The following is a 17,640-nucleotide window of genomic DNA, read 5'->3' on the forward strand; positions in this document are numbered from 1 at the left end:
CCGCAGGCCAGCAGGAGCACCGCCATGAGCTACATCGACGGATTCGTTCTCGCCGTACCTACGGCGAACAAGCAGGCCTTCATCGACCACGCGCGTACGGGCGACTCGGTGTTCATGGAGTTCGGTGCGACACGGGTGGTCGAATGCTGGGGCGATGACGTCCAGCGCGGCAAGCTGACCGATTTCTTCGGTGCCGTACAGGCCAAGGACGACGAGACCGTCGTGTTTTCCTGGATCGAGTGGCCGGACAAGGCCACGCGCGATGCCGGCATGAAGAAGATGATGGACGATCCGCGCATGGATCCGGCAACCAACCCCATGCCCTTCGACGGCAAGCGGATGATCTATGGCGGCTTCGTGCCGGTGGTCGAGTTGCCGTAAGAGAGGGCGGCCGTTTTCAGGGTGCGCGTGGATCCGGCTCGTCGCTGGCGGGCGCACCTATCGCCATGCCTGCCCCCATGCCCCCCATGGCGCCCATGCCGGCGCCCCCCGCGCCACCGCCGCCCTTGCCGGCACCACCGCGTTCGCCGCCATCGCCGCGGCCCTTGCCTGCCCCACCGCCACTGCTGGCGGGGCGGGTCGGGCCCTGCCGCGGAATGACCAGGCCGGCCGGGATCGGCGCAAGGTCCAGCGCCTCACGGACGAAGTCGCGCAATGACAGCACCAGCTCGTGGGTATGCACCGGTCGCCCCTGCGCAAGTTCGGTTGCCGCGTGGGCCGCCAGCCGCACCTGCTCGTCGGTACCCAGCAGCAGGATGTCCGACAAAGCGGCTTCGACGGCATCGCGGATGCGACGCGCCCGGTCCGATCCGGGTTCCATCACACCGTCCACATGCGCGCGCTCGCGCAGTTGCCGCAGGTGTGCAGGGCTGACGTCCAGGTCGCCGGTGAACGATCCGCCCAACGTCTTGTAGGCGGCCATCAGCGTGCGCAGGCGTTCGTTGATCTGCCGGTTCTCGCGCTCGCGGCGTGCCTGCAGGGTCTGCATCACCAACAGGCGGATGCCTACGCCGAGCAGGGTGATGATTGCCAGCCCACCCAGGGTGGACAGCACGGCTTGCCAGGAACTGAAATCGAGACCGCGCATCGGGCCATGCCTCGCAAAGGGAGGTGCCCATGATGCCCTGCACGCTGTGTGCAATGGCATCATCGTCCGCTCCCCTGCCCACCGACGGGCGGCAGGGGATACGGCCACGCGCTTACTTGGCGCGCTTGGTCGCGCCCTTGCGTGCGGCAACCTTCTTCGCCGGCGCCTTGCGCGCTACGGCTTTCTTCGCCGGTGCAGCCTTGCGGGCAACGGTCTTTTTGGCGACAGCCGTCTTCTTGCCCACTGCCTTCTTCACCGGTGCGGCTTTGCGCGCGACGGTCTTCTTGGCAACAGCGCTCTTCTTGGCGACGGTCTTGCGGGCAACGGCGGACTTCTTGCCGACAGCCTTCTTGGCAGCAACGGCCTTCTTGCCAACGGTCTTGCGGGCAACCGCTACCTTCCTGGTCGCCGTCTTCTTGGCGACAGCCGTCTTCTTGCCGACGGCCTTCCTGGCAACAGCCGTCTTCTTGCCCACTGCCTTCTTGGCGACAGCCTTCTTGGCCACGGCGACCTTCTTGCCGATGGTCTTCTTGGCAACAGCGGCCTTCCTGGTCGCGGTCTTCTTGGCCACGGCAACCTTCTTGCCGACGGTCTTCTTGGCAACAGCGGCCTTCCTGGTCGCGGTCTTCTTGGCCACGGCCACCTTCTTGCCGACGGTCTTCTTGGCAACAGCGGCCTTCTTGGTCGCAGTCTTCTTGGCCACGGCCACCTTCTTGGTCGCGGTCTTCTTCACTGCAGCTGCTTTCTTGGTCACGGCCTTGGTGGCGGCGGCCTTCTTCTTGGCGACCGTCTTGGTCAGCGCAGCGGCTTCAGCCTTGGCGTTCTTCTTGGCCGTTTCCAGCTTCTGGCGCGCCTTGGAGAGGGACTTGCCGACCGACTTGGCTGCATCGTCTGCCTTCTTTGCCACGGCCTTTTCGACCTTGGCGACCGACTTCTTCGCCGCGGCGACGCGGGTGGTTGCCGCCTTGCGAACACGCTTGGCCGTCGTCTTGACCGCAGCCACGGCGTCCTCGGCAGTGTGGGCGATGGTCTCGCCAACGTTGCTTGCAGCTTCTTTCACGTTCTCGACGGTTTCGCTCAGCGTCGTCGTCACACCATTACCGTTGCTCATGATTTGCCCTCCTGGGGGGCTGGAATGTCAAAACGGAGGCGATGCTATACCGGCAGCCTGCATCGTGGAACGGGAAACTGCGCGCGTGCAAGCAACCGTTGGGCCCCTATGTGCCGCAGATGCACCGCATGCGCGATCACCAACATCGATAAAACAGCGCTTTTATGCTGGTTTCCAGCAAATACCGCGGTACCGGAGGCAACAGGGCGGACCTGCCTGCAGCGCACCCGGCGTGACATGCGAAGCGCGCATCGACATCGGTGTTTGCGCGGAATTGCGCAACTTTGCCAGCAGCAAGCGACCACTTTCATGGCATGTTTAGTCCTTGCGGGAGACACTGCGGCAGCCCCTCCCGGGCAACGCAGCCACCCAACTGCATCGTGTGCATCGCCAGGTCTCGACGCTGCCGCCGCGATCACGCAAGCTCGCTCCATCCACTACCTGTTCCTGCACGGACCACGATTCCCATGCGACCGATTCCGACCCTGCTTACGCTCGCGCTGGCCGCTGCCTTCGGCGGCTTCGTTGCCACCGGCATCAACGCACACCTGGATAACCGCGCCGAAGCTGCGCCTGCGCCGGTGAGCATCCCGACGACGACCGCGCTGCCGGCCTCGGTCGCAGGCCAGCCCGTACCCTCGCTGGCGCCGATGCTGGAGAAAGTCACCCCTGCCGTGGTCAGCGTCAACACCAAGCAGGTCGTGCGGGTGCGCAATCCCTTCTTCGACGATCCGTTCTTCCGCCGCCTGTTCCCCGACGTCCCGCAGGAGCGGATCAACGAGTCGCTGGGCTCGGGCGTGATCATCGATGCGGCCGAGGGATTGGTGCTGACCAACCACCATGTCATCGACAACGCCGACGATGTGCAGGTCACGCTGTCCGATGGGCGCACCGTAAAGGCCGAGTTCCTGGGCTCCGACGCCGACACCGACATCGCGCTGATCCGGATTCCCGCCGATGGGCTCACCGCCATCAGCCTCGGCAACAGCGACCAGTTACGCGTGGGCGACTTCGTGGTGGCGATCGGCAATCCCTTCGGCTTCACCCAGACGGTGACCTCGGGCATCGTGTCGGCCGTGGGCCGCAGCGGCATCCGTGGGCTCGGTTACCAGAATTTCATCCAGACCGATGCATCGATCAACCCGGGCAACTCCGGCGGTGCGCTGGTCAACCTGCAGGGGCAGTTGGTGGGCATCAACACCGCCAGCTTCAATCCCCAGGGCAGCATGGCCGGCAACATCGGCCTCGGCCTGGCCATCCCCTCCAACCTGGCACGCAACGTCGTCGACCAGCTGGTCAAACATGGCGTGGTGGTGCGTGGCACGCTGGGTATCGAAAGCCAGAATCTGACGCCTCAACTGGCGCAGGGGCTGGGCTTGTCGGAGTCGCGTGGTGCGCTGGTCAGCCGCGTGCTGGCTGGATCGGCCGCCGCGGCGGCAGGGGTGCGCGCGGGTGATGTCGTGCTCAGCGCCAACGGTCAGCGGGTGGACAGCGCACAGGCGCTGCACAACATCGAAGGGCTGGCGGCGGTGGGCAGCACCATGGCCCTTGAACTGCGCCGGGATGGCAAACCCCTGCAGTTGAAGGCGACGTTGAAGGAACAGGCCCGCGCCATCGCCGGCGACACCCTCGATCCGCGCCTGGGCGGCGCCACGTTCATCGACCTGCCCGAGTCACTGCGGCAGTCGGGCATCAGCGGGGTGCTGGTCAACGAGGTCACGCGTGGCAGCCGGGCTGCCGCTTCCGGCTTGGCCAAGGGCGACATCGTCACCGAGGCCAGCGCCGGTGAGTTCGCCGACCTGGCGAGCTGGAAAGCCAACTTCCAGCAGCGCCCGCCGCAGCTGGTGCTGCGCATCGTGCGCGGCAATGCCCGTGGGCAGTTGGTCATGCGCTGACGGCATGCCCTACCGTAACGCCCCCTATACCCGGGCGGTGGTATCCATGTCGTCCGTGGCCATTCCGCTTCCCGGATGGCGGCTGCCAATCCCACAGAACAGGAGTTTTTCATGAGCCCCACCAATACCGAAAACCTGAAAGACCAGCTGGGCGAAGCGTCCACCCACCTGAAGTCGGCTGCCAATGCGGCAGGCGGCGCAATCAAGGGTGCCGCTGGCGCGGCAGGCGACGAACTGCGTATCGGCAAGGCCAACGTCAAGGCCGAGCTGTCCGACACCGCCCTGTCCGGTCTTGCTGCTGCCGAGTTCGGCGGTGCCGCCGCCAAGGAACAGGTCGATGCGCTGATGGACAAGGGCAAGGACCTGGTCGACAGCGCTGCCGAGCTGATCCGTGAGCGTCCGCTGGCTTCGTTCGGCGTGGCCTTCGCGGCTGGCTGGCTGATCGCCAAGTTCGCCAACAGCGGTAGCGACAAGTAAGCCGCGGCGTGAGCGAAAGCGAAGACAGCGCACGCGGTCCAGATCCAGCGGCCACCCCGCCGCTGGATGAAAGCATCCGCGAGGTCACCCGTGCCAGCCGCGCAACGGCCGACGCAGCGAAACATTCGCTGCGTTCGCTGCGGCGCTTGGCATCGGCGGACTTCGCGCTTGCGCGCAGCGCATTCGGTCGAGCGCTGGCCTGGGCCGGCGTGGCCATCGTATTCGGTGCGTCCGCTTGGCTGTTCCTGGCGGCCACCTTCATTGCCCTGCTGCAGAGCTGGGGCATGTCATGGCTGCATGCATTGCTGCTGACGTCGGTCATCAGCCTTGCAGTGACCGGGCTGGCCGCTTGGCGCGTGTCCTATTTCTTCAACTTTACTGGCATGCATTCCACGCGTCGGCAGCTGTCCAAGCTGGGCCTGTTCGACGAACCCAGCGAAGAAGACCCGGATGCGGACGTCAAGATTCCGGAGGGCAAGCCATGAAGTTCAGCACCCTGCGCAGCCGCGTGAAGCGCTGCGAACAGGTCGTCGCCGTGCGGTTGGTGGACACCCAGGACAACTGGGGCGTGCTCAGCCAGGTGTGGCGCAGTGGCTGGTCGCCGTTGCGCATCATCGTGGCCGGCGTGGCCAGTGGTTTCGTCGCCGGCAAGCTGGAGTTACCCGGCAAGGTCAGCGGCGCGCGCTGGCTGCAGATGGTCGGGTCGGTCTCCAATCTCGTGGCCAGCGGCCAGGCTGCCTTCGCTTCGGCGATGGCCGCCCATGCCGCCGGCACCGCTGACGATGCCGCCGAACAGGCCGATGCGGCCGCGGAGAAGGTAGACGATGCCGTCAACCCGACGGCAACGGCAGCGGCGGCCGGTGCGGCAGCGGGTGCTGCAGCCGCCGCACGGAACGCGCCACGAACGGGAACTACCGGCGTCCCGCAGGAGCGTGATGCGGGCACCGGTCCGCGTCCCGCAGAGGCCGCCACGGAATTGTCCGAACGTTGACATGGTCACCCCGCCGCGTTGATCGCGGCGGGCGGATAATGACGTACTTTCCCCTGCCGGTGCGTCGATGAGCGAGTCCCTTACCACCGGTCCGGCGCAGACAGCGCCCACCCCTCCTTCCCCCCGTCCGCGTGCCCCGGTTGCCCTCGTGGTGCTGGCGACGCTGGCGGTGGCGTTCACCCTGTGGGCGGCGCAGGCGATCGTGCTGCCGATCCTGCTGGCGATGTTCTTTGCCCTGGTCGGCAATCCGATCCTGCGGCTGCTGCAGCGCATCTGGGTGCCGCGTCCGCTGGGCGCGATCCTGGTGATCGTGCTCGGCCTGGGCGCCACCACGGCGCTGGCCGTGCAGTTGGTGGTACCGACGATGGAATGGGCCCAAGAGGCGCCGCAGCAGCTGCGCAAGATCGGACGCCAGGTGCAGAACCTGACCAAGCCGGTGCAGCAGGCCAACCAGGCGGCGGAGAATTTCGCCCGCGTCGCTGCCGGCGAAGGCACCCGACGCGTACAGGTGGTGCGCACCCAGCTCGATGACCCGTATAAAGCCATCACCCAGGCACCGCGCCTGCTCGCCTCGGTGCTGGCGGTGGTGCTGCTGACCCTGTTTTTCATGATCTACGGACAGAACCTGCAGCGCCACGCGATCGCCCTGTTCCCCAGCCGCCAGCAACAGCGCTTCACCACCGATATCCTGCGCGCCATCGAGCGCGAGGTCTCCCGCTACGTGCTCACCATCTCGGTGATCAACAGCCTGGTGGGCCTGCTGTTCGCCGGCGTGCTGATGCTGTTGGGCCTGGACATGCAGGATGCCCTGCTGTGGGGCACCGCGGCGGCGCTGCTCAACTTCGCCCCGTACGTGGGGCCGCTCATCGGTGTCGCGCTGATGCTGCTGGTCGGCTTTGTCGAGTTCCCCGACCCGCTGGAGGCGGTACTGCCGGCGGCAGCGTATCTGGCCCTGCATACCCTGGAAGGGCAGATGGTCACGCCGATCGTGCTGGGCCGGCGGATGAAGATTTCCCCGCTGGTGCTGATCCTTGCGCTGATGATCTTCGGCTGGTTGTGGGGCTTCGTCGGCCTGTTGCTGGCGGTTCCGCTGCTGGTGTGCGTGAAGCTGGTGCTGGCGCGGCTGGATGGCATGCAGGGGTGGTCACGGCTGCTGGAATGAAAGCCAGTTGCGACGGGCGTAGAATGGTCGGGTGAACTTTCCCATCCAAGCCATCACCCTCGATCTCGACGACACCCTGTGGCCCTTTGCTCCCATCGGCGCACGCATCGACACCGTGCTGCACGACTGGATGCAGGAACACAGCCCGGCCACCGCGGCGATGTTCCCGCTGGCGGCCATGCGTGAGCTGCGCGAGCGTGCGTACGTCGACAACCCCCACCTGCACCATGACCTCAGCGCGCTGCGACGCCTGACGCTGCAGCAGGCGCTGCAGGCCAGCGGCGCCGACCTCGCGCTGGTCGAGCCGGCGTACGAAGCGTTCCATGCCGCGCGCAACCAGGTGGAGTACTACCCGGATGCGCTGGAGGCCCTGCAGCGGATCGCCGCGAAAGTGCCCGTGGCCGCGCTGAGCAATGGCAATGCGGACCTGGAGCGCATCGGCGTATCGCACCTGTTCGCCTTCCAGCTGGGCGCGCGCGAGCACGGCGCCGCCAAGCCGGTGGCCAGCATCTTCCACGCCGCCTGCGCGCGGCTGGGCGTCGCGCCGGAGCACGTGCTGCATGTCGGCGACCACATCGACATGGACGTAGCCGGTGCCATCTCCGCGGGCCTGCGTGGCTGCTGGATCAACCGCGAGGCCGCGTCCTGGAACCACCCATCGCTGCAGCCTGACCTGCAGTTCGACACCCTTACCGGGCTGGCCGACTGGCTTGATGCCAACGTCGCCGCCACCGCCACCAGGAGTTCCTGACCCATGAGCGATATCGTCGGTTTCGTTGCCGCGTCCGAGCACGCACTGCCCCTGCATGTGCTGGACCGCGCCGGTTTCAAGGACTGGAACGCCGGCCAACCGCCGGCCATGCAGGCATGGCTGCAGGCGCAGGGCTTCAACGGCAGCGCGCACAGCGTCGCCCTGCTGCCTGGTGAGCAGGGCATCGCCGGCGCGGTGATCGGCATCGGTGACGCCGCCGATGCCTACAGCTACGCCCATGCGCCGCACGCGTTGCCAGAGGGCAGCGTGTGGCAGCTGGCCAGCTCACTGGATGCCGCACAGCACGAGCTGCTGCAGCTGGGCTGGGGCCTGGGCAGCTACCGGTTCGATCGCTACCGCAAGCGCAACCGCGCACCGGCCCAGCTGCTGGCCAGTCCGTCGGCGGAAGTCGTTGCCCTGGTGCACGCCAGCCTGCGGGTCCGCGATTGGGTCAACACCCCTACCGAAGACATGGGACCGCAGCAGCTGGAAGACGCGGCGCGCACCATGGCGCAGGCGCACGGCGCGCAGGTCGAAGCGATCACCGGCGATGCGCTGCTGCAGCAGAACTTCCCGGCCATCCATGCGGTGGGCCGTGCATCGCATCGCGCCCCGCGGCTGATCGTGCTGCGCTGGGGCAAGGAAAGCGATCCGTCGCTGGTGCTGGTCGGCAAGGGCGTGTGCTTCGATACCGGCGGGCTGGACATCAAGCCGGCCGATGGCATGCGCAACATGAAGAAGGACATGGGCGGGGCCGCGCACGCGTTGGCGCTGGCCGGGCTGGTGATGGCGCAGGCGCTTCCTGTCCGCTTGACCCTGCTGGTGCCAGCAGTGGAGAACGCGATCGGGCCCGATGCCTTCCGTCCTGGCGAAGTGATCGCTACCCGCAAGGGGCTGAGCGTGGAAATCGACAACACCGACGCAGAAGGCCGGGTGATCCTGGGCGACGCACTGACGTATGCGAGCGAGCAGCAGCCGGACCTGGTGCTGGACTTCGCCACCCTGACCGGCGCGGCGCGCATCGCGCTGGGCCCGGACCTGCCCGCACTCTTCAGCAATGACGATGCCGTGGCCCAGCAGTGGCTGCAGGCGGGCGAACAGACGCGCGATCCGGTCTGGCGCATGCCGTTGTGGCGGCCGTACCTGCGTTACCTGCACAGCGGCATTGCGGACCTGGCGAACGCTGGCTCGCGGATGGGCGGCGCCGTCACCGCCGCGCTGTACCTCGAGCGCTTCCTGGCCGAGGGCCAGCGCTGGGCCCACCTGGACGTGTACGCCTGGAACGACGGCGAACGCCCCGGCCGCCCGGCCGGCGGCGAAGCCCTCGCCCTGCGCTCGGCCTGGGCCATGCTGAAGACCCGCTACGCCTGAACCCCGAAAAAGGGGACGGAGGGGATTAAGTCGCGATTGGCCCGTTCAGGCCGATTGCGACTTAATCCCCTCCGTCCCCTTTTCTGTTTACGATGGCGCTACCCCCGCAAGTCTCTTGCCAGGCAGGAACCGCCAATGCCCTTGTTCCGCTTTACCCGCCATGGCGGGACACCGCGTGGCCCGCGAGCGCATTCGCCGCTGCCCTGGATCGCGTTGATCGCGATGATCCTGGGCATCGTGGCGCTGGCCTTCGCCTGGCTGGCCGGCTGGATCGGCCGCGATCGGCCTACCGCGCAGCAGTTCACCGACACCATTGAGGCCACCGGCGCCGCGCACCCCGGCTTCCGCCGCGCGCACAGCAAAGGCGTCTGCGTCAGCGGCTGGTTTACCGGTTCGCCCGAAGGGGCCGCCCTGTCCAAGGCAGAGGTTTTCGCCCAGCCGCGCGTCCCGGTGCTGGGCCGGCTATCGATCGGCGGCGGTGACCCGCATGGCGCCGACGCGCAGGCCCGCGTGCGCAGCATCGCGCTGCAACTCATCAGCCAGAATGGCCAGGAGTGGCGGATGGCGATGAACAGCTTCCCGTTCTTCGCGGTCCCTACGCCGGAGGCCTTCCTCGAACAGACCCGCGCACAGCTGCCCGACCCGGCCACGGGCAAGCCCGACCCGGCAAAGATGGCCGCCGTGCTGGCGAAGTACCCCAGCGCACGCGCGTTCCAGCAATGGGCAAAGACCGCACCCTGGTCGAACAGTTGGGCCAACACCACGTTCAACAGCGTCAACAGCTTCTGGTTCATCGCTGCGGACGGCACACGACAGGCCGTGCGCTGGAGCTGGCAGCCGCAAGCGCCGGTCGTCGAACTGGATGAGCAGGCGCGGCGCACGGCGGGACTGGACTATCTGGCGGACGAGTTCCAGCAGCGTCTCGCGCAGGGGCCGGTGCGTTGGAACCTGATCGTCACGCTGGCCGATGCCGGTGACGCGGTCGAGGATCCGTCCACGCCGTGGCCGAGCGAGCGCCGCCAGGTGCAGGCGGGCGTACTGACCCTGGACCACCTGCAGCCGCAGGCCGGCGGCGCCTGCAACGACCTCAACTTCGATCCGTTGATCCTGCCTGCAGGTATCGAGGGCAGCGATGACGCCATTCTGGCGACACGCTCCGCGGTGTACTCCCATTCGTTCAACCGCCGCGAGCGCGAGAGTGCGCGGGGCCAGGCCGGCAATGATGCAGGGGTCCCACGATGAACACGCCTGACAAGAGCACCGGTTATTTCAATCTGCTGGCACGGGTGCTGCACTGGACGATGGCGCTGATGATCCTCGCGATGCTGTTCATCGGCGTGACCATGGTGGCCTCGCTGCACCTGCGTCCAATGCTGGTCGATATCCATCGTCCACTGGGCATCGCGATCGGCCTGCTGGTGCTGCTGCGCCTGTACAACCGCCTGCGTCACCGTCCACCGCCGCTACCGGCCGACCTGCCATGGTGGCAGGCCCTGGCCGCCAAGACCTCGCACTGGCTGCTGTACACGCTGATGCTGGCGATGCCCTTGATCGGCTGGTCGATGCTGTCTGCCGGTGGCTATCCCATCGTGCTGTGGAGCGGGATGAACCTGCCCGCGATCGCGCCGCACTCCCCGGCGGTCTACACCGCACTACGCAGCGCGCACAGCCTGCTCGCCTACGTATTGTTCGCCACAGTGCTGCTGCACATCGGCGCCGCGCTGTACCACGCCTGGGTCCGCCGCGACGGCGTGTTCCCGTCCATGGCCCGCGGCCCCAGGAAGTAAAAAAAGGGACGGAGGGGATTAAGTCGCATCTGGCACTGTTGGGCCAGATGCGACTTAATCCCCTCCGTCCCCTTTTTTCAGAGCCAGCCTTTCTGGCGGGCGAGGCGGTAGGCTTCGATGCGGTTGGCGACGCCCAGCTTGCCGATGCACTCGGACAGGTAGTTGCGTACGGTGCCGTGTGAAAGGCCGAGGTCGGTGGCGATTTCGCCGGCGGTCTTGCCCTCGCCGGCCAGGCGCAGCACGCGGCGCTCGCGGTCGTTCAATGGGTCGGCCTGCGACCAGGCGTCCAGGGCCAGCTGCGGGTCGATCGCGCGGGCGCCCTGCTTTACGCGCCGCAGCGCATCGGCGAGATGATCAGCCGGTGCGTCCTTCAGCAGGTAGCCGAGCACGCCGGCATCCAACGCACGGCGCAGGAAACCCGTACGCGCGAAGGTGGTGACGATCACTACCTTGATCGGCAGCTGTTGCCGTGCGATGCGCTGGGCAAGCTCCAGTCCGGTCAGTCCGGGCATTTCGATGTCGGTGACCAGGATGTCCGGCTGCACCTGCTGCAGCATGCGCCATGCAGCTTCGCCGTCCGCTGCACTGCCCAGCACCTCGATATCCGGCTCAAGCCCGAGCAGCGCCGACAAGGCGCCGCGCACCATGGCCTGGTCTTCGGCCAATACGATCCGGATCATGGTGCTTCCCTGGATGACGTGGAATGAAGGGGGGCAGGCACACTGTGCGTTCCCTTGGGCGTTACCGGCATCGGCACGCTGGCCGCAATGCAGGTGCCGCCCTGCGGCACCGTACTGATCTGCAGCGTGCCCTGCAGTGCCACGAGGCGTTCACGCATTCCGGCGAGACCATTGCCTTCGCGCGTCACGCCGCCGCGGCCATTGTCACGGACCTGCATCCGCAGTGTGTTGCCCACACGCTCGAAGTCGACCTGCGCCGTGCCGGCCTGCGCGTGGCGGGCGATGTTGGTGACCGCTTCGCGCAACACCAGGGCCAGCGCCCGCTCGGTTTCCAGCGGCATGGGCGGCGGTGGCTGGTACGCCAGGTGCACCTGCTGGCATTCCAGCAGCAGACGTGCAGATGCCAGTTCACCGGCAAGGTCGCTGGAGCGGAATCCGGTGACGGCGCTGCGCACCTCTGCAAGCGCCTGCCGCGCAATATCTTCCGCTTCGCCGATCTCCAGCCTGGCACGTGCGTCGCCACGATCGTACAGCTTGCGCGACAGCTCCAGCTTCAGTGTGATCAGCGACAGGGTGTGGCCGAGCAGATCGTGCAGGTCGCGCCCGATGCGCTCACGTTCGGCGGTGGCGGCAAGGCGCCGTACTTCGTCCTGCGAGAGCTGCAGTTGCGCGTCGCGGTCCCTGTTGAGCGACTCGGTGTTGGAGATCAGCCCGATCACCACCGACATGAAGGGAATCCAGACCAGGTTCTGCCATGCCCACCCCGAGAGATACGCCGTGCTGACATACACCGCATTGAGCAGCAGCAACTGCAGAACATAGCGCCAGGTACTGCCGTTGCGGCAGACGCGCAGCATCACGCAACCGAACACGAAGTAGCTGATGCCCGAGGGATACCACGGCACCAGCACCAGGCTCAACGCCACCATCGCCAACGCGTAGCGGGGTGCGTGGTGGCGCGGCGACAGCATCGTGCGCGCATAGAGGAACAGGAACGTCGGGTAGCTGATCAGCGTCAGCACCCCCCAGCGCGCGGTGTAGCCGCCACCGAACAGCGGCGTCAGGAACACCCACGACGTCCATAACAGGTGGATGTAATCACTCCAGGCGGACTGTCCCCGCCGGCGATGATCGGCTGCAGCGGAATCCGGCGCTGGGCGCAGGAGGGAGGCAAGCCACTTCAATGGCACGGGGGATTCCAGCAGGGGACGGTCGCGGCCGATCATGCCATGTCAGCCGATGCGGCGCAGGCGGCGAGAGGCAAGCAGTGCACAGCACACCGTCACCGCGACCAGCACCAGTACGTGCACGGTCGCGCTGCCGCTGGTCGGCTCGCCCATCACCGGTAACGCAAGCTGCGCCGCATGCCACGTCGGCCATAACGGCGCAAAGGTGCTGAACACCGTGGGCAGCACGGACAACGGCACCCACAGACCTGACAACAGGGCCATCGGCAGGTAGACCAGGTTGACCACGGCAGGGGCCGCATCGGCACCGACCCAGGCCCCGATCAACAGGCCGATCGCACCCAGTGGCAAGGCAACCAGCGCCGCCACGCCCATCAGTCCGAAGACCTGTCCTGGGGCCAGCTGCACCCCTCCCAGCAGGCGCGCGGCAAGAATCAGCAATGCCGCAACCATCAGCGCGAAGATCACCGCCATCAGAAGGCGCGCCAGCAGCGGCGCCAACGGCGGCACCGGCAAGGCGCGTTTCAGGGTCAACAGGCCACCGGCGCGATCAAGAGCAAACTGCACGCCGAAGCCGAACAGCGCCGGCCCCATCGCACCGAACACACAGTAGGTCGCCAGCAGGTAACGCGCCGCGTGGCCGCGGCCCAGCAACACCCCGAACATCAGATAGAACAGCACCGGGAACAGCAGGCACGGCAACACGAAGGCCGGCGTGCGCCACGTACGGCGCAGCTCTGCCTTGAGCTCGGCGACATAGGGCGCCAACGCGCGCGTGGCAGGACGACGCGCCGCAGCGGTGGACGTCCGGGACGTGGCGTTCATGCGGCCTCCTGGGTCATTTCGACGAAGGCTTCGGCAAGCCCGCCGCCACGTACCTCCAGTTCCTGCAACTGCGGGTCGTCGGCCAGCAGACGCGCGACCACCGCTTCGGCCGGTTCGGCCAGCAGTTGCAGGTACGCACCGTCGCGCTGCACCTCGCGCACGCCAGGCCAGTGCCGCACGACGTCTACCTGCAGGGCGCTGCGGCAACGGATGCGGCGCGGTGCCAACTGTGGACGAAACGAGGCGATCGGCCCATCGGCAAGGACCCGTCCCTGCTCCAGCACGATCACCCGATCCGCCAGGGCTTCGGCTTCCTCCAGATAGTGGGTGGTCAAGACGACGCCACAGCCGTCATTGACCAGGCGGCGGATCGCTTTCCACATCACCTGTCGGGAATCGACGTCCAGCCCGGTCGTCGGCTCGTCCAGGAACAGCAGGTGCGGCCGGCCGCAGACCGCGATGGCGAACTGCACGCGCCGCTGTTGACCGCCGGACAGCTGGCCGTAGCGGCGATGCTGCAGGGATTCGATACCGGCCGTTGCCAGCGCCTCCTGCAGCGGCAGGGGATCCGGATAGCTGGCACGGAACTGATCGACCAGCTCGCCGACCTGCAGTTTCTCCGGCAGCGCCGTGCTCTGCAGCATCACCCCCACCTGCGCGCGCTGGCGCCGCGACTGTGGGTCCCCGCCCATCAGCACCGCGGTGCCGGCGTCGGCAGGGCGCAGGCCGAGCAGCACGGCAATGGCGGTGCTTTTTCCCGCCCCGTTGCGACCCAGCAGCGCAAGCACCTCGCCGCCGTGCACCTGCAGGCTGATGCCACGCAGCGCCGGGGCAGCGCGGTAGGTCACCTTTACGGTGTCCAGTGAAGCGAGCGGTGTAACGGAGGGCGTGTGCATGCGGGGCATCCTGGCGGGCGGGCGGTGGTCTGCATGGATCGTGGATCACGCTGGCAGCTTCGCGCTTTCCCCCCGTGGCACGCAGTGCCCGCCGTCAGCCATATCAGGTGACAGCTGTCACTGCCCCGGCAACGCAGGAGCGCGCATTCTGTGCAGGCACCGGAGCTCCCGTTTGCCCCTCGGGGACCGGGGGGTCACACTCCGCTCGATCCATCGTCATGGTCCCTATGAACGCCTCCAGTGAACTCCTGAAAGAACTTCGCATCGATCGCAAGACGCCGCCGCCGCCCACGCCGGGTGGCCGCCGCTGGCTGTGGATCGTGATTGCCGTGGTGGTGCTGATCGGTATCGCCGCGGCGGTGTGGATGCTGCGCCCCCAGGCCGTAGAGGTACAGACGGCACCCGCAGTGGCCTTGGACGGGGCGGGCGCATCCTCATCGGTGCTTGATGCCAGTGGCTACGTGGTCGCACGGCGCATGGCCACGGTATCGGCCAAGATCACCGGCAAAGTCCGCGAGGTGATGATCGAAGAAGGCATGCGCGTCGAGGAAGGCCAGATCATGGCGACGCTGGACCCGATCGATGCGGGCGCCCAGCGCGACCTGTCTGCCTCGCAGGTGCAGGCGGCGCGCAGCCAGGTGGCCGGACTGCAGGCGCAGCTGAAACAGGCGGATGCTGAAGCGGGTCGCCTGCAGTCCCTGGTCGGGCAGCAGCTGGTGTCGCGTTCGCAGTTCGACCAGTCCATCGCCCAGCGCGACAGCCTGCGTGCGCAGCTGGATACCGCACAGCGCAACGTGCAGGTGGCGGGCAACCAGCTGGCCATCGCCGACCTCGGCGTGGACAACAACATCGTGCGCGCACCGTTCTCCGGGGTGGTCACCGCCAAGGCGGCGCAGCCGGGTGAGATCGTATCGCCGCTGTCGGCAGGCGGTGGCTTCACCCGTACCGGGATCGGCACCATCGTGGACATGGATTCATTGGAGATCGAAGTCGAGGTCGGCGAGGCCTTCATCGGCCGCGTGCAGCCGAAGATGCCGGTCGAGGCCACGCTCAATGCCTACCCGGACTGGAAGATCCCGGCGGAGGTGATTGCCATCGTTCCCACGGCGGACCGAGGCAAGGCGACGGTCAAGGTGCGCGTATCGATCAAGACCCGCGACCCACGCATCGTGCCGGAGATGGGCGTGCGGGTGAGCTTCCTGGAGCAGCCGAAGGCGGACACGCAGGACAGGCCGAAGGGCGTGCGCATCCCGGCCACGGCGGTCGTGCAGCGCGACGGAGGCAGCGTGGTGTTCGTGCTGGCCGATGACCGCGTGCAGCAGCGCGCGGTGACCCCGGGACTGGCGTTGAACGCAGACCGGCAGATCCTGCAGGGCGTACGCGCTGGCGAGGCGGTGGTCACCGATCCGACGGACGCGTTGCACGACGGCAGCAAGGTAAAGGAACAACCGTAGGTTTTCTGTCTGACGGCCAGCGGCCGTCACTACCATGGCCAGCGCCGTCGTTACGGCGATCCGTGGCCATCCGCCCCGCCTCTGGAGAATCGGCATGTCGACCCTGGTTTCATTGCGCAACATCATCAAGACCTACCAGCGCGGGCCAGAGCAGGTGCAGGTCCTGCACGGGATCGACCTGGACATCGAGAAGGGCGACTTCGTCGCGCTGATGGGGCCTTCCGGTTCGGGCAAGACCACCCTGCTGAACCTGATCGGGGGACTGGATTCGCCCAGCGACGGCGAGATCACCATCGAAGACGAGCGCATCGACCAGATGAGCGGCGGCCAGCTGTCCACCTGGCGCAGCCACCACGTTGGCTTCGTCTTTCAGTTCTACAACCTGATGCCGATGCTGACCGCGCAGAAGAACGTCGAGCTGCCCTTGTTGTTGACCCACCTCAACGCGGCCCAGCGCAAGCGCAACGCGGAAATCGCCCTGACCCTGGTCGGCCTGGCGGACCGCCGCAGCCACCGCCCCAATGAACTGTCCGGTGGTCAGCAGCAGCGCGTGGCCATCGCGCGCGCGATCGTGTCCGACCCCACGTTCCTTATCTGCGACGAGCCTACGGGCGACCTTGACCGCCAGTCCGCCGAAGAGATCCTGCAGTTGCTGCAGCAGCTCAACCGCGAGCACGGCAAGACGATCATCATGGTCACCCACGATCCGAAGGCCGCCGAGTACGCGACCCACACCGTGCACCTGGACAAGGGCGAACTTGCCGCCGCACCGCTGGCGCACTGACCGAGGGCACGCTGATGAAATACTTCTCACTGGTCTGGGCGCAGCTGTTCCGCAGCCGCACCCGCACCCTGCTGACCCTGCTGTCGGTGGTAGCGGCCTTCCTGCTGTTCGGCATGCTGGATTCGGTCCGCGTGGCGTTCACCGCGGGCGGCAGCGTGGAAGGCGCCAATCGGCTGATCACGGCCTCGCGGCTGTCCATCACCCAGTCGCTGCCGATCCGCCTGGACGCACAGATCCGGCAGGTCGCCGGCGTACGCGACGTCACCTACGGCATGTGGTTCGGGGGCATCTACCGCGATCCCAAGGATTTCTTCCCCAACTTCTCGGTGGCACCGAACTACTTCGACATCTACCGCGAGCTGGAGGTCGCCCCCGACCAGCTGAAGCGCTGGCAGGACACCCGTACCGGCGCCATCGTCGGCGAATCCCTGGCGAAGAAGTTCGGCTGGAAGGTCGGCGACACCATTCCCTTGCAGGCCACCATCTTCCCGCGCGGTGGCAGCAATGACTGGCCGCTGGAGCTGGTCGGCACGTTCCGCTCCAAAGACCGCACCGTGGCCGGCAATGAAGAGCAGCAGCTGGTGATGAACTGGAAATATTTCGATGAGTCCAACGACTACATCAAGAGCCAGGTGAGCTGGTACACCATCACCCTGGACAATCCGGACCACGCCTCGCGCGTCGCCCAGGCCATCGACGCGATCTCGGCCAACTCCGACCATGAGACCAAGACCCAGACCGAATCGGCGTTCCAGCAGGCCTTCGTCAAGCAGTTCGCGGACATCGGCATGATCGTTACTTCGATCATGGGCGCGGTGTTCTTCACCCTGCTGCTGCTGACCGGCAACACCATGGCGCAGGCCGTGCGCGAACGCATACCCGAGCTGGCCACGCTGAAGACACTGGGCTTCCAGGACCGCACCGTACTGACCCTGGTGATGGTGGAAGCCATCCTGCTGGTCGGTCTGGGCGGTGCGATCGGCATGGGCCTGGCGGCGCTCATCCTGCCGGTACTGGCGCCACAGACGCGCGGCCTGTTGCCGCCGCATGTACCCACCGCCACGTGGCTGGTGGGCATCGCCCTGATCATCGTGATCGGCATCGTGGTCGGACTGCTGCCGGCGCTGCGCGCCAAGCGGCTGAAGATCGTCGACGCGCTGGCCGGACGCTGAGGACATGACC

The 17,640-nt window shown here is 66.9% G+C and carries 19 protein-coding genes; 13 read left to right on the forward strand and 6 right to left on the reverse strand.

Annotated features, from left to right (window positions below):
• Positions 1-24 precede the first annotated feature (24 nt).
• Positions 25-381 (forward strand): DUF1428 domain-containing protein, encoded by a 357-nt coding sequence (locus IFT58_RS18270; protein WP_192082090.1) that lies wholly within the window; start codon positions 25-27, stop codon positions 379-381.
• Between the two features lie 16 nt (positions 382-397).
• On the opposite strand, the gene IFT58_RS18275 is transcribed toward IFT58_RS18270, so the two are convergent.
• Positions 398-1,087 (reverse strand): hypothetical protein, encoded by a 690-nt coding sequence (locus IFT58_RS18275; RefSeq protein ID WP_192096491.1) that lies wholly within the window; start codon positions 1,085-1,087, stop codon positions 398-400.
• Between the two features lie 112 nt (positions 1,088-1,199).
• Complete coding sequence (locus IFT58_RS18280; protein WP_192096493.1) at positions 1,200-2,198, reverse strand: histone H1-like repetitive region-containing protein; 999 nt, start codon at positions 2,196-2,198, stop codon at positions 1,200-1,202.
• 467 nt (positions 2,199-2,665) lie between these two features.
• On the opposite strand from IFT58_RS18280, the gene IFT58_RS18285 reads away from it, so the two are divergent.
• The 9 genes from IFT58_RS18285 to IFT58_RS18325 all read left to right on the forward strand — a co-directional run bounded on the left by IFT58_RS18285 (position 2,666) and on the right by IFT58_RS18325 (position 10,632).
• Positions 2,666-4,093: a Do family serine endopeptidase gene (locus IFT58_RS18285; protein WP_188325804.1), complete on the forward strand. Its 1,428-nt coding sequence runs from the start codon at positions 2,666-2,668 to the stop codon at positions 4,091-4,093.
• Positions 4,094-4,204: 111 nt separating this feature from the next.
• A complete protein-coding gene (locus tag IFT58_RS18290; RefSeq protein WP_192082094.1) occupies positions 4,205-4,570 on the forward strand; it encodes a hypothetical protein in 366 nt (121 codons plus the stop codon).
• A gap of 8 nt (positions 4,571-4,578) precedes the next feature.
• On the forward strand, positions 4,579-5,055 hold the full coding sequence (locus tag IFT58_RS18295; RefSeq protein WP_192082095.1) for a phage holin family protein: 477 nt from the start codon (positions 4,579-4,581) through the stop codon (positions 5,053-5,055).
• Entirely contained in the window at positions 5,052-5,561 is a 510-nt protein-coding gene (locus tag IFT58_RS18300; protein WP_192096495.1) for a protein sip-5, read from the forward strand. Before IFT58_RS18295 ends, IFT58_RS18300 begins: the two co-directional genes overlap by 4 nt.
• A gap of 67 nt (positions 5,562-5,628) precedes the next feature.
• Positions 5,629-6,723 (forward strand): AI-2E family transporter, encoded by a 1,095-nt coding sequence (locus IFT58_RS18305; RefSeq protein WP_188325800.1) that lies wholly within the window; start codon positions 5,629-5,631, stop codon positions 6,721-6,723.
• A 31-nt stretch (positions 6,724-6,754) separates the two neighbouring features.
• Entirely contained in the window at positions 6,755-7,474 is a 720-nt protein-coding gene (locus tag IFT58_RS18310; protein ID WP_188325799.1) for an HAD family hydrolase, read from the forward strand.
• Between the two features lie 3 nt (positions 7,475-7,477).
• On the forward strand, positions 7,478-8,845 hold the full coding sequence (locus IFT58_RS18315) for a leucyl aminopeptidase family protein (protein ID WP_188325798.1): 1,368 nt from the start codon (positions 7,478-7,480) through the stop codon (positions 8,843-8,845).
• A gap of 135 nt (positions 8,846-8,980) precedes the next feature.
• Positions 8,981-10,087 (forward strand): catalase family peroxidase, encoded by a 1,107-nt coding sequence (locus tag IFT58_RS18320; RefSeq protein ID WP_192096497.1) that lies wholly within the window; start codon positions 8,981-8,983, stop codon positions 10,085-10,087.
• A complete protein-coding gene (locus tag IFT58_RS18325) occupies positions 10,084-10,632 on the forward strand; it encodes a cytochrome b (RefSeq protein ID WP_192096500.1) in 549 nt (182 codons plus the stop codon). Before IFT58_RS18320 ends, IFT58_RS18325 begins: the two co-directional genes overlap by 4 nt.
• Before the next feature lie 77 nt (positions 10,633-10,709).
• Here the strand turns inward: IFT58_RS18325 and IFT58_RS18330 are convergent, their stop codons facing one another.
• The 4 genes from IFT58_RS18330 to IFT58_RS18345 are packed head-to-tail and all read right to left on the reverse strand — an operon-like array spanning position 10,710 to position 14,220.
• Positions 10,710-11,312, reverse strand: a complete 603-nt coding sequence (locus tag IFT58_RS18330) for a response regulator transcription factor (RefSeq protein ID WP_192096502.1) — start codon at positions 11,310-11,312, stop codon at positions 10,710-10,712.
• Complete coding sequence (locus tag IFT58_RS18335) at positions 11,309-12,538, reverse strand: sensor histidine kinase (RefSeq protein ID WP_192082101.1); 1,230 nt, start codon at positions 12,536-12,538, stop codon at positions 11,309-11,311. The genes IFT58_RS18330 and IFT58_RS18335 overlap by 4 nt, the downstream gene beginning before the upstream one ends.
• Before the next feature lie 6 nt (positions 12,539-12,544).
• A complete protein-coding gene (locus tag IFT58_RS18340; protein ID WP_192096504.1) occupies positions 12,545-13,324 on the reverse strand; it encodes an ABC transporter permease in 780 nt (259 codons plus the stop codon).
• A complete protein-coding gene (locus tag IFT58_RS18345) occupies positions 13,321-14,220 on the reverse strand; it encodes an ABC transporter ATP-binding protein (RefSeq protein WP_249405749.1) in 900 nt (299 codons plus the stop codon). The genes IFT58_RS18340 and IFT58_RS18345 overlap by 4 nt, the downstream gene beginning before the upstream one ends.
• A gap of 227 nt (positions 14,221-14,447) precedes the next feature.
• On the opposite strand from IFT58_RS18345, the gene IFT58_RS18350 reads away from it, so the two are divergent.
• The 3 genes from IFT58_RS18350 to IFT58_RS18360 all read left to right on the forward strand — a co-directional run bounded on the left by IFT58_RS18350 (position 14,448) and on the right by IFT58_RS18360 (position 17,630).
• Positions 14,448-15,674, forward strand: coding sequence for an efflux RND transporter periplasmic adaptor subunit (locus IFT58_RS18350; RefSeq protein WP_192096507.1), 1,227 nt, complete (start codon positions 14,448-14,450; stop codon positions 15,672-15,674).
• A gap of 94 nt (positions 15,675-15,768) precedes the next feature.
• Complete coding sequence (locus IFT58_RS18355) at positions 15,769-16,458, forward strand: ABC transporter ATP-binding protein (RefSeq protein ID WP_192096509.1); 690 nt, start codon at positions 15,769-15,771, stop codon at positions 16,456-16,458.
• 14 nt (positions 16,459-16,472) lie between these two features.
• Entirely contained in the window at positions 16,473-17,630 is a 1,158-nt protein-coding gene (locus IFT58_RS18360; RefSeq protein ID WP_188325790.1) for an ABC transporter permease, read from the forward strand.
• Positions 17,631-17,640 lie beyond the last annotated feature (10 nt).

Source organism: Stenotrophomonas sp. CFBP 13718, from assembly GCF_014842145.1.
Lineage (GTDB): Bacteria > Pseudomonadota > Gammaproteobacteria > Xanthomonadales > Xanthomonadaceae > Stenotrophomonas.

Bases quoted from the DNA above. Each gene is read 5' to 3' on its own strand.
- IFT58_RS18270 (WP_192082090.1), top strand. From the start codon at position 25: ATGAGCTACATCGACGGATTCGTTCTCGCCGTACCTACGGCGAACAAG.
- IFT58_RS18275 (WP_192096491.1), bottom strand. From the start codon at position 1,087: ATGCGCGGTCTCGATTTCAGTTCCTGGCAAGCCGTGCTGTCCACCCTG.
- IFT58_RS18280 (WP_192096493.1), bottom strand. From the start codon at position 2,198: ATGAGCAACGGTAATGGTGTGACGACGACGCTGAGCGAAACCGTCGAG.
- IFT58_RS18285 (WP_188325804.1), top strand. From the start codon at position 2,666: ATGCGACCGATTCCGACCCTGCTTACGCTCGCGCTGGCCGCTGCCTTC.
- IFT58_RS18290 (WP_192082094.1), top strand. From the start codon at position 4,205: ATGAGCCCCACCAATACCGAAAACCTGAAAGACCAGCTGGGCGAAGCG.
- IFT58_RS18300 (WP_192096495.1), top strand. From the start codon at position 5,052: ATGAAGTTCAGCACCCTGCGCAGCCGCGTGAAGCGCTGCGAACAGGTC.
- IFT58_RS18305 (WP_188325800.1), top strand. From the start codon at position 5,629: ATGAGCGAGTCCCTTACCACCGGTCCGGCGCAGACAGCGCCCACCCCT.
- IFT58_RS18315 (WP_188325798.1), top strand. From the start codon at position 7,478: ATGAGCGATATCGTCGGTTTCGTTGCCGCGTCCGAGCACGCACTGCCC.
- IFT58_RS18320 (WP_192096497.1), top strand. From the start codon at position 8,981: ATGCCCTTGTTCCGCTTTACCCGCCATGGCGGGACACCGCGTGGCCCG.
- IFT58_RS18325 (WP_192096500.1), top strand. From the start codon at position 10,084: ATGAACACGCCTGACAAGAGCACCGGTTATTTCAATCTGCTGGCACGG.
- IFT58_RS18330 (WP_192096502.1), bottom strand. From the start codon at position 11,312: ATGATCCGGATCGTATTGGCCGAAGACCAGGCCATGGTGCGCGGCGCC.
- IFT58_RS18335 (WP_192082101.1), bottom strand. From the start codon at position 12,538: ATGATCGGCCGCGACCGTCCCCTGCTGGAATCCCCCGTGCCATTGAAG.
- IFT58_RS18340 (WP_192096504.1), bottom strand. From the start codon at position 13,324: ATGAACGCCACGTCCCGGACGTCCACCGCTGCGGCGCGTCGTCCTGCC.
- IFT58_RS18345 (WP_249405749.1), bottom strand. From the start codon at position 14,220: ATGCACACGCCCTCCGTTACACCGCTCGCTTCACTGGACACCGTAAAG.
- IFT58_RS18350 (WP_192096507.1), top strand. From the start codon at position 14,448: ATGAACGCCTCCAGTGAACTCCTGAAAGAACTTCGCATCGATCGCAAG.
- IFT58_RS18355 (WP_192096509.1), top strand. From the start codon at position 15,769: ATGTCGACCCTGGTTTCATTGCGCAACATCATCAAGACCTACCAGCGC.
- IFT58_RS18360 (WP_188325790.1), top strand. From the start codon at position 16,473: ATGAAATACTTCTCACTGGTCTGGGCGCAGCTGTTCCGCAGCCGCACC.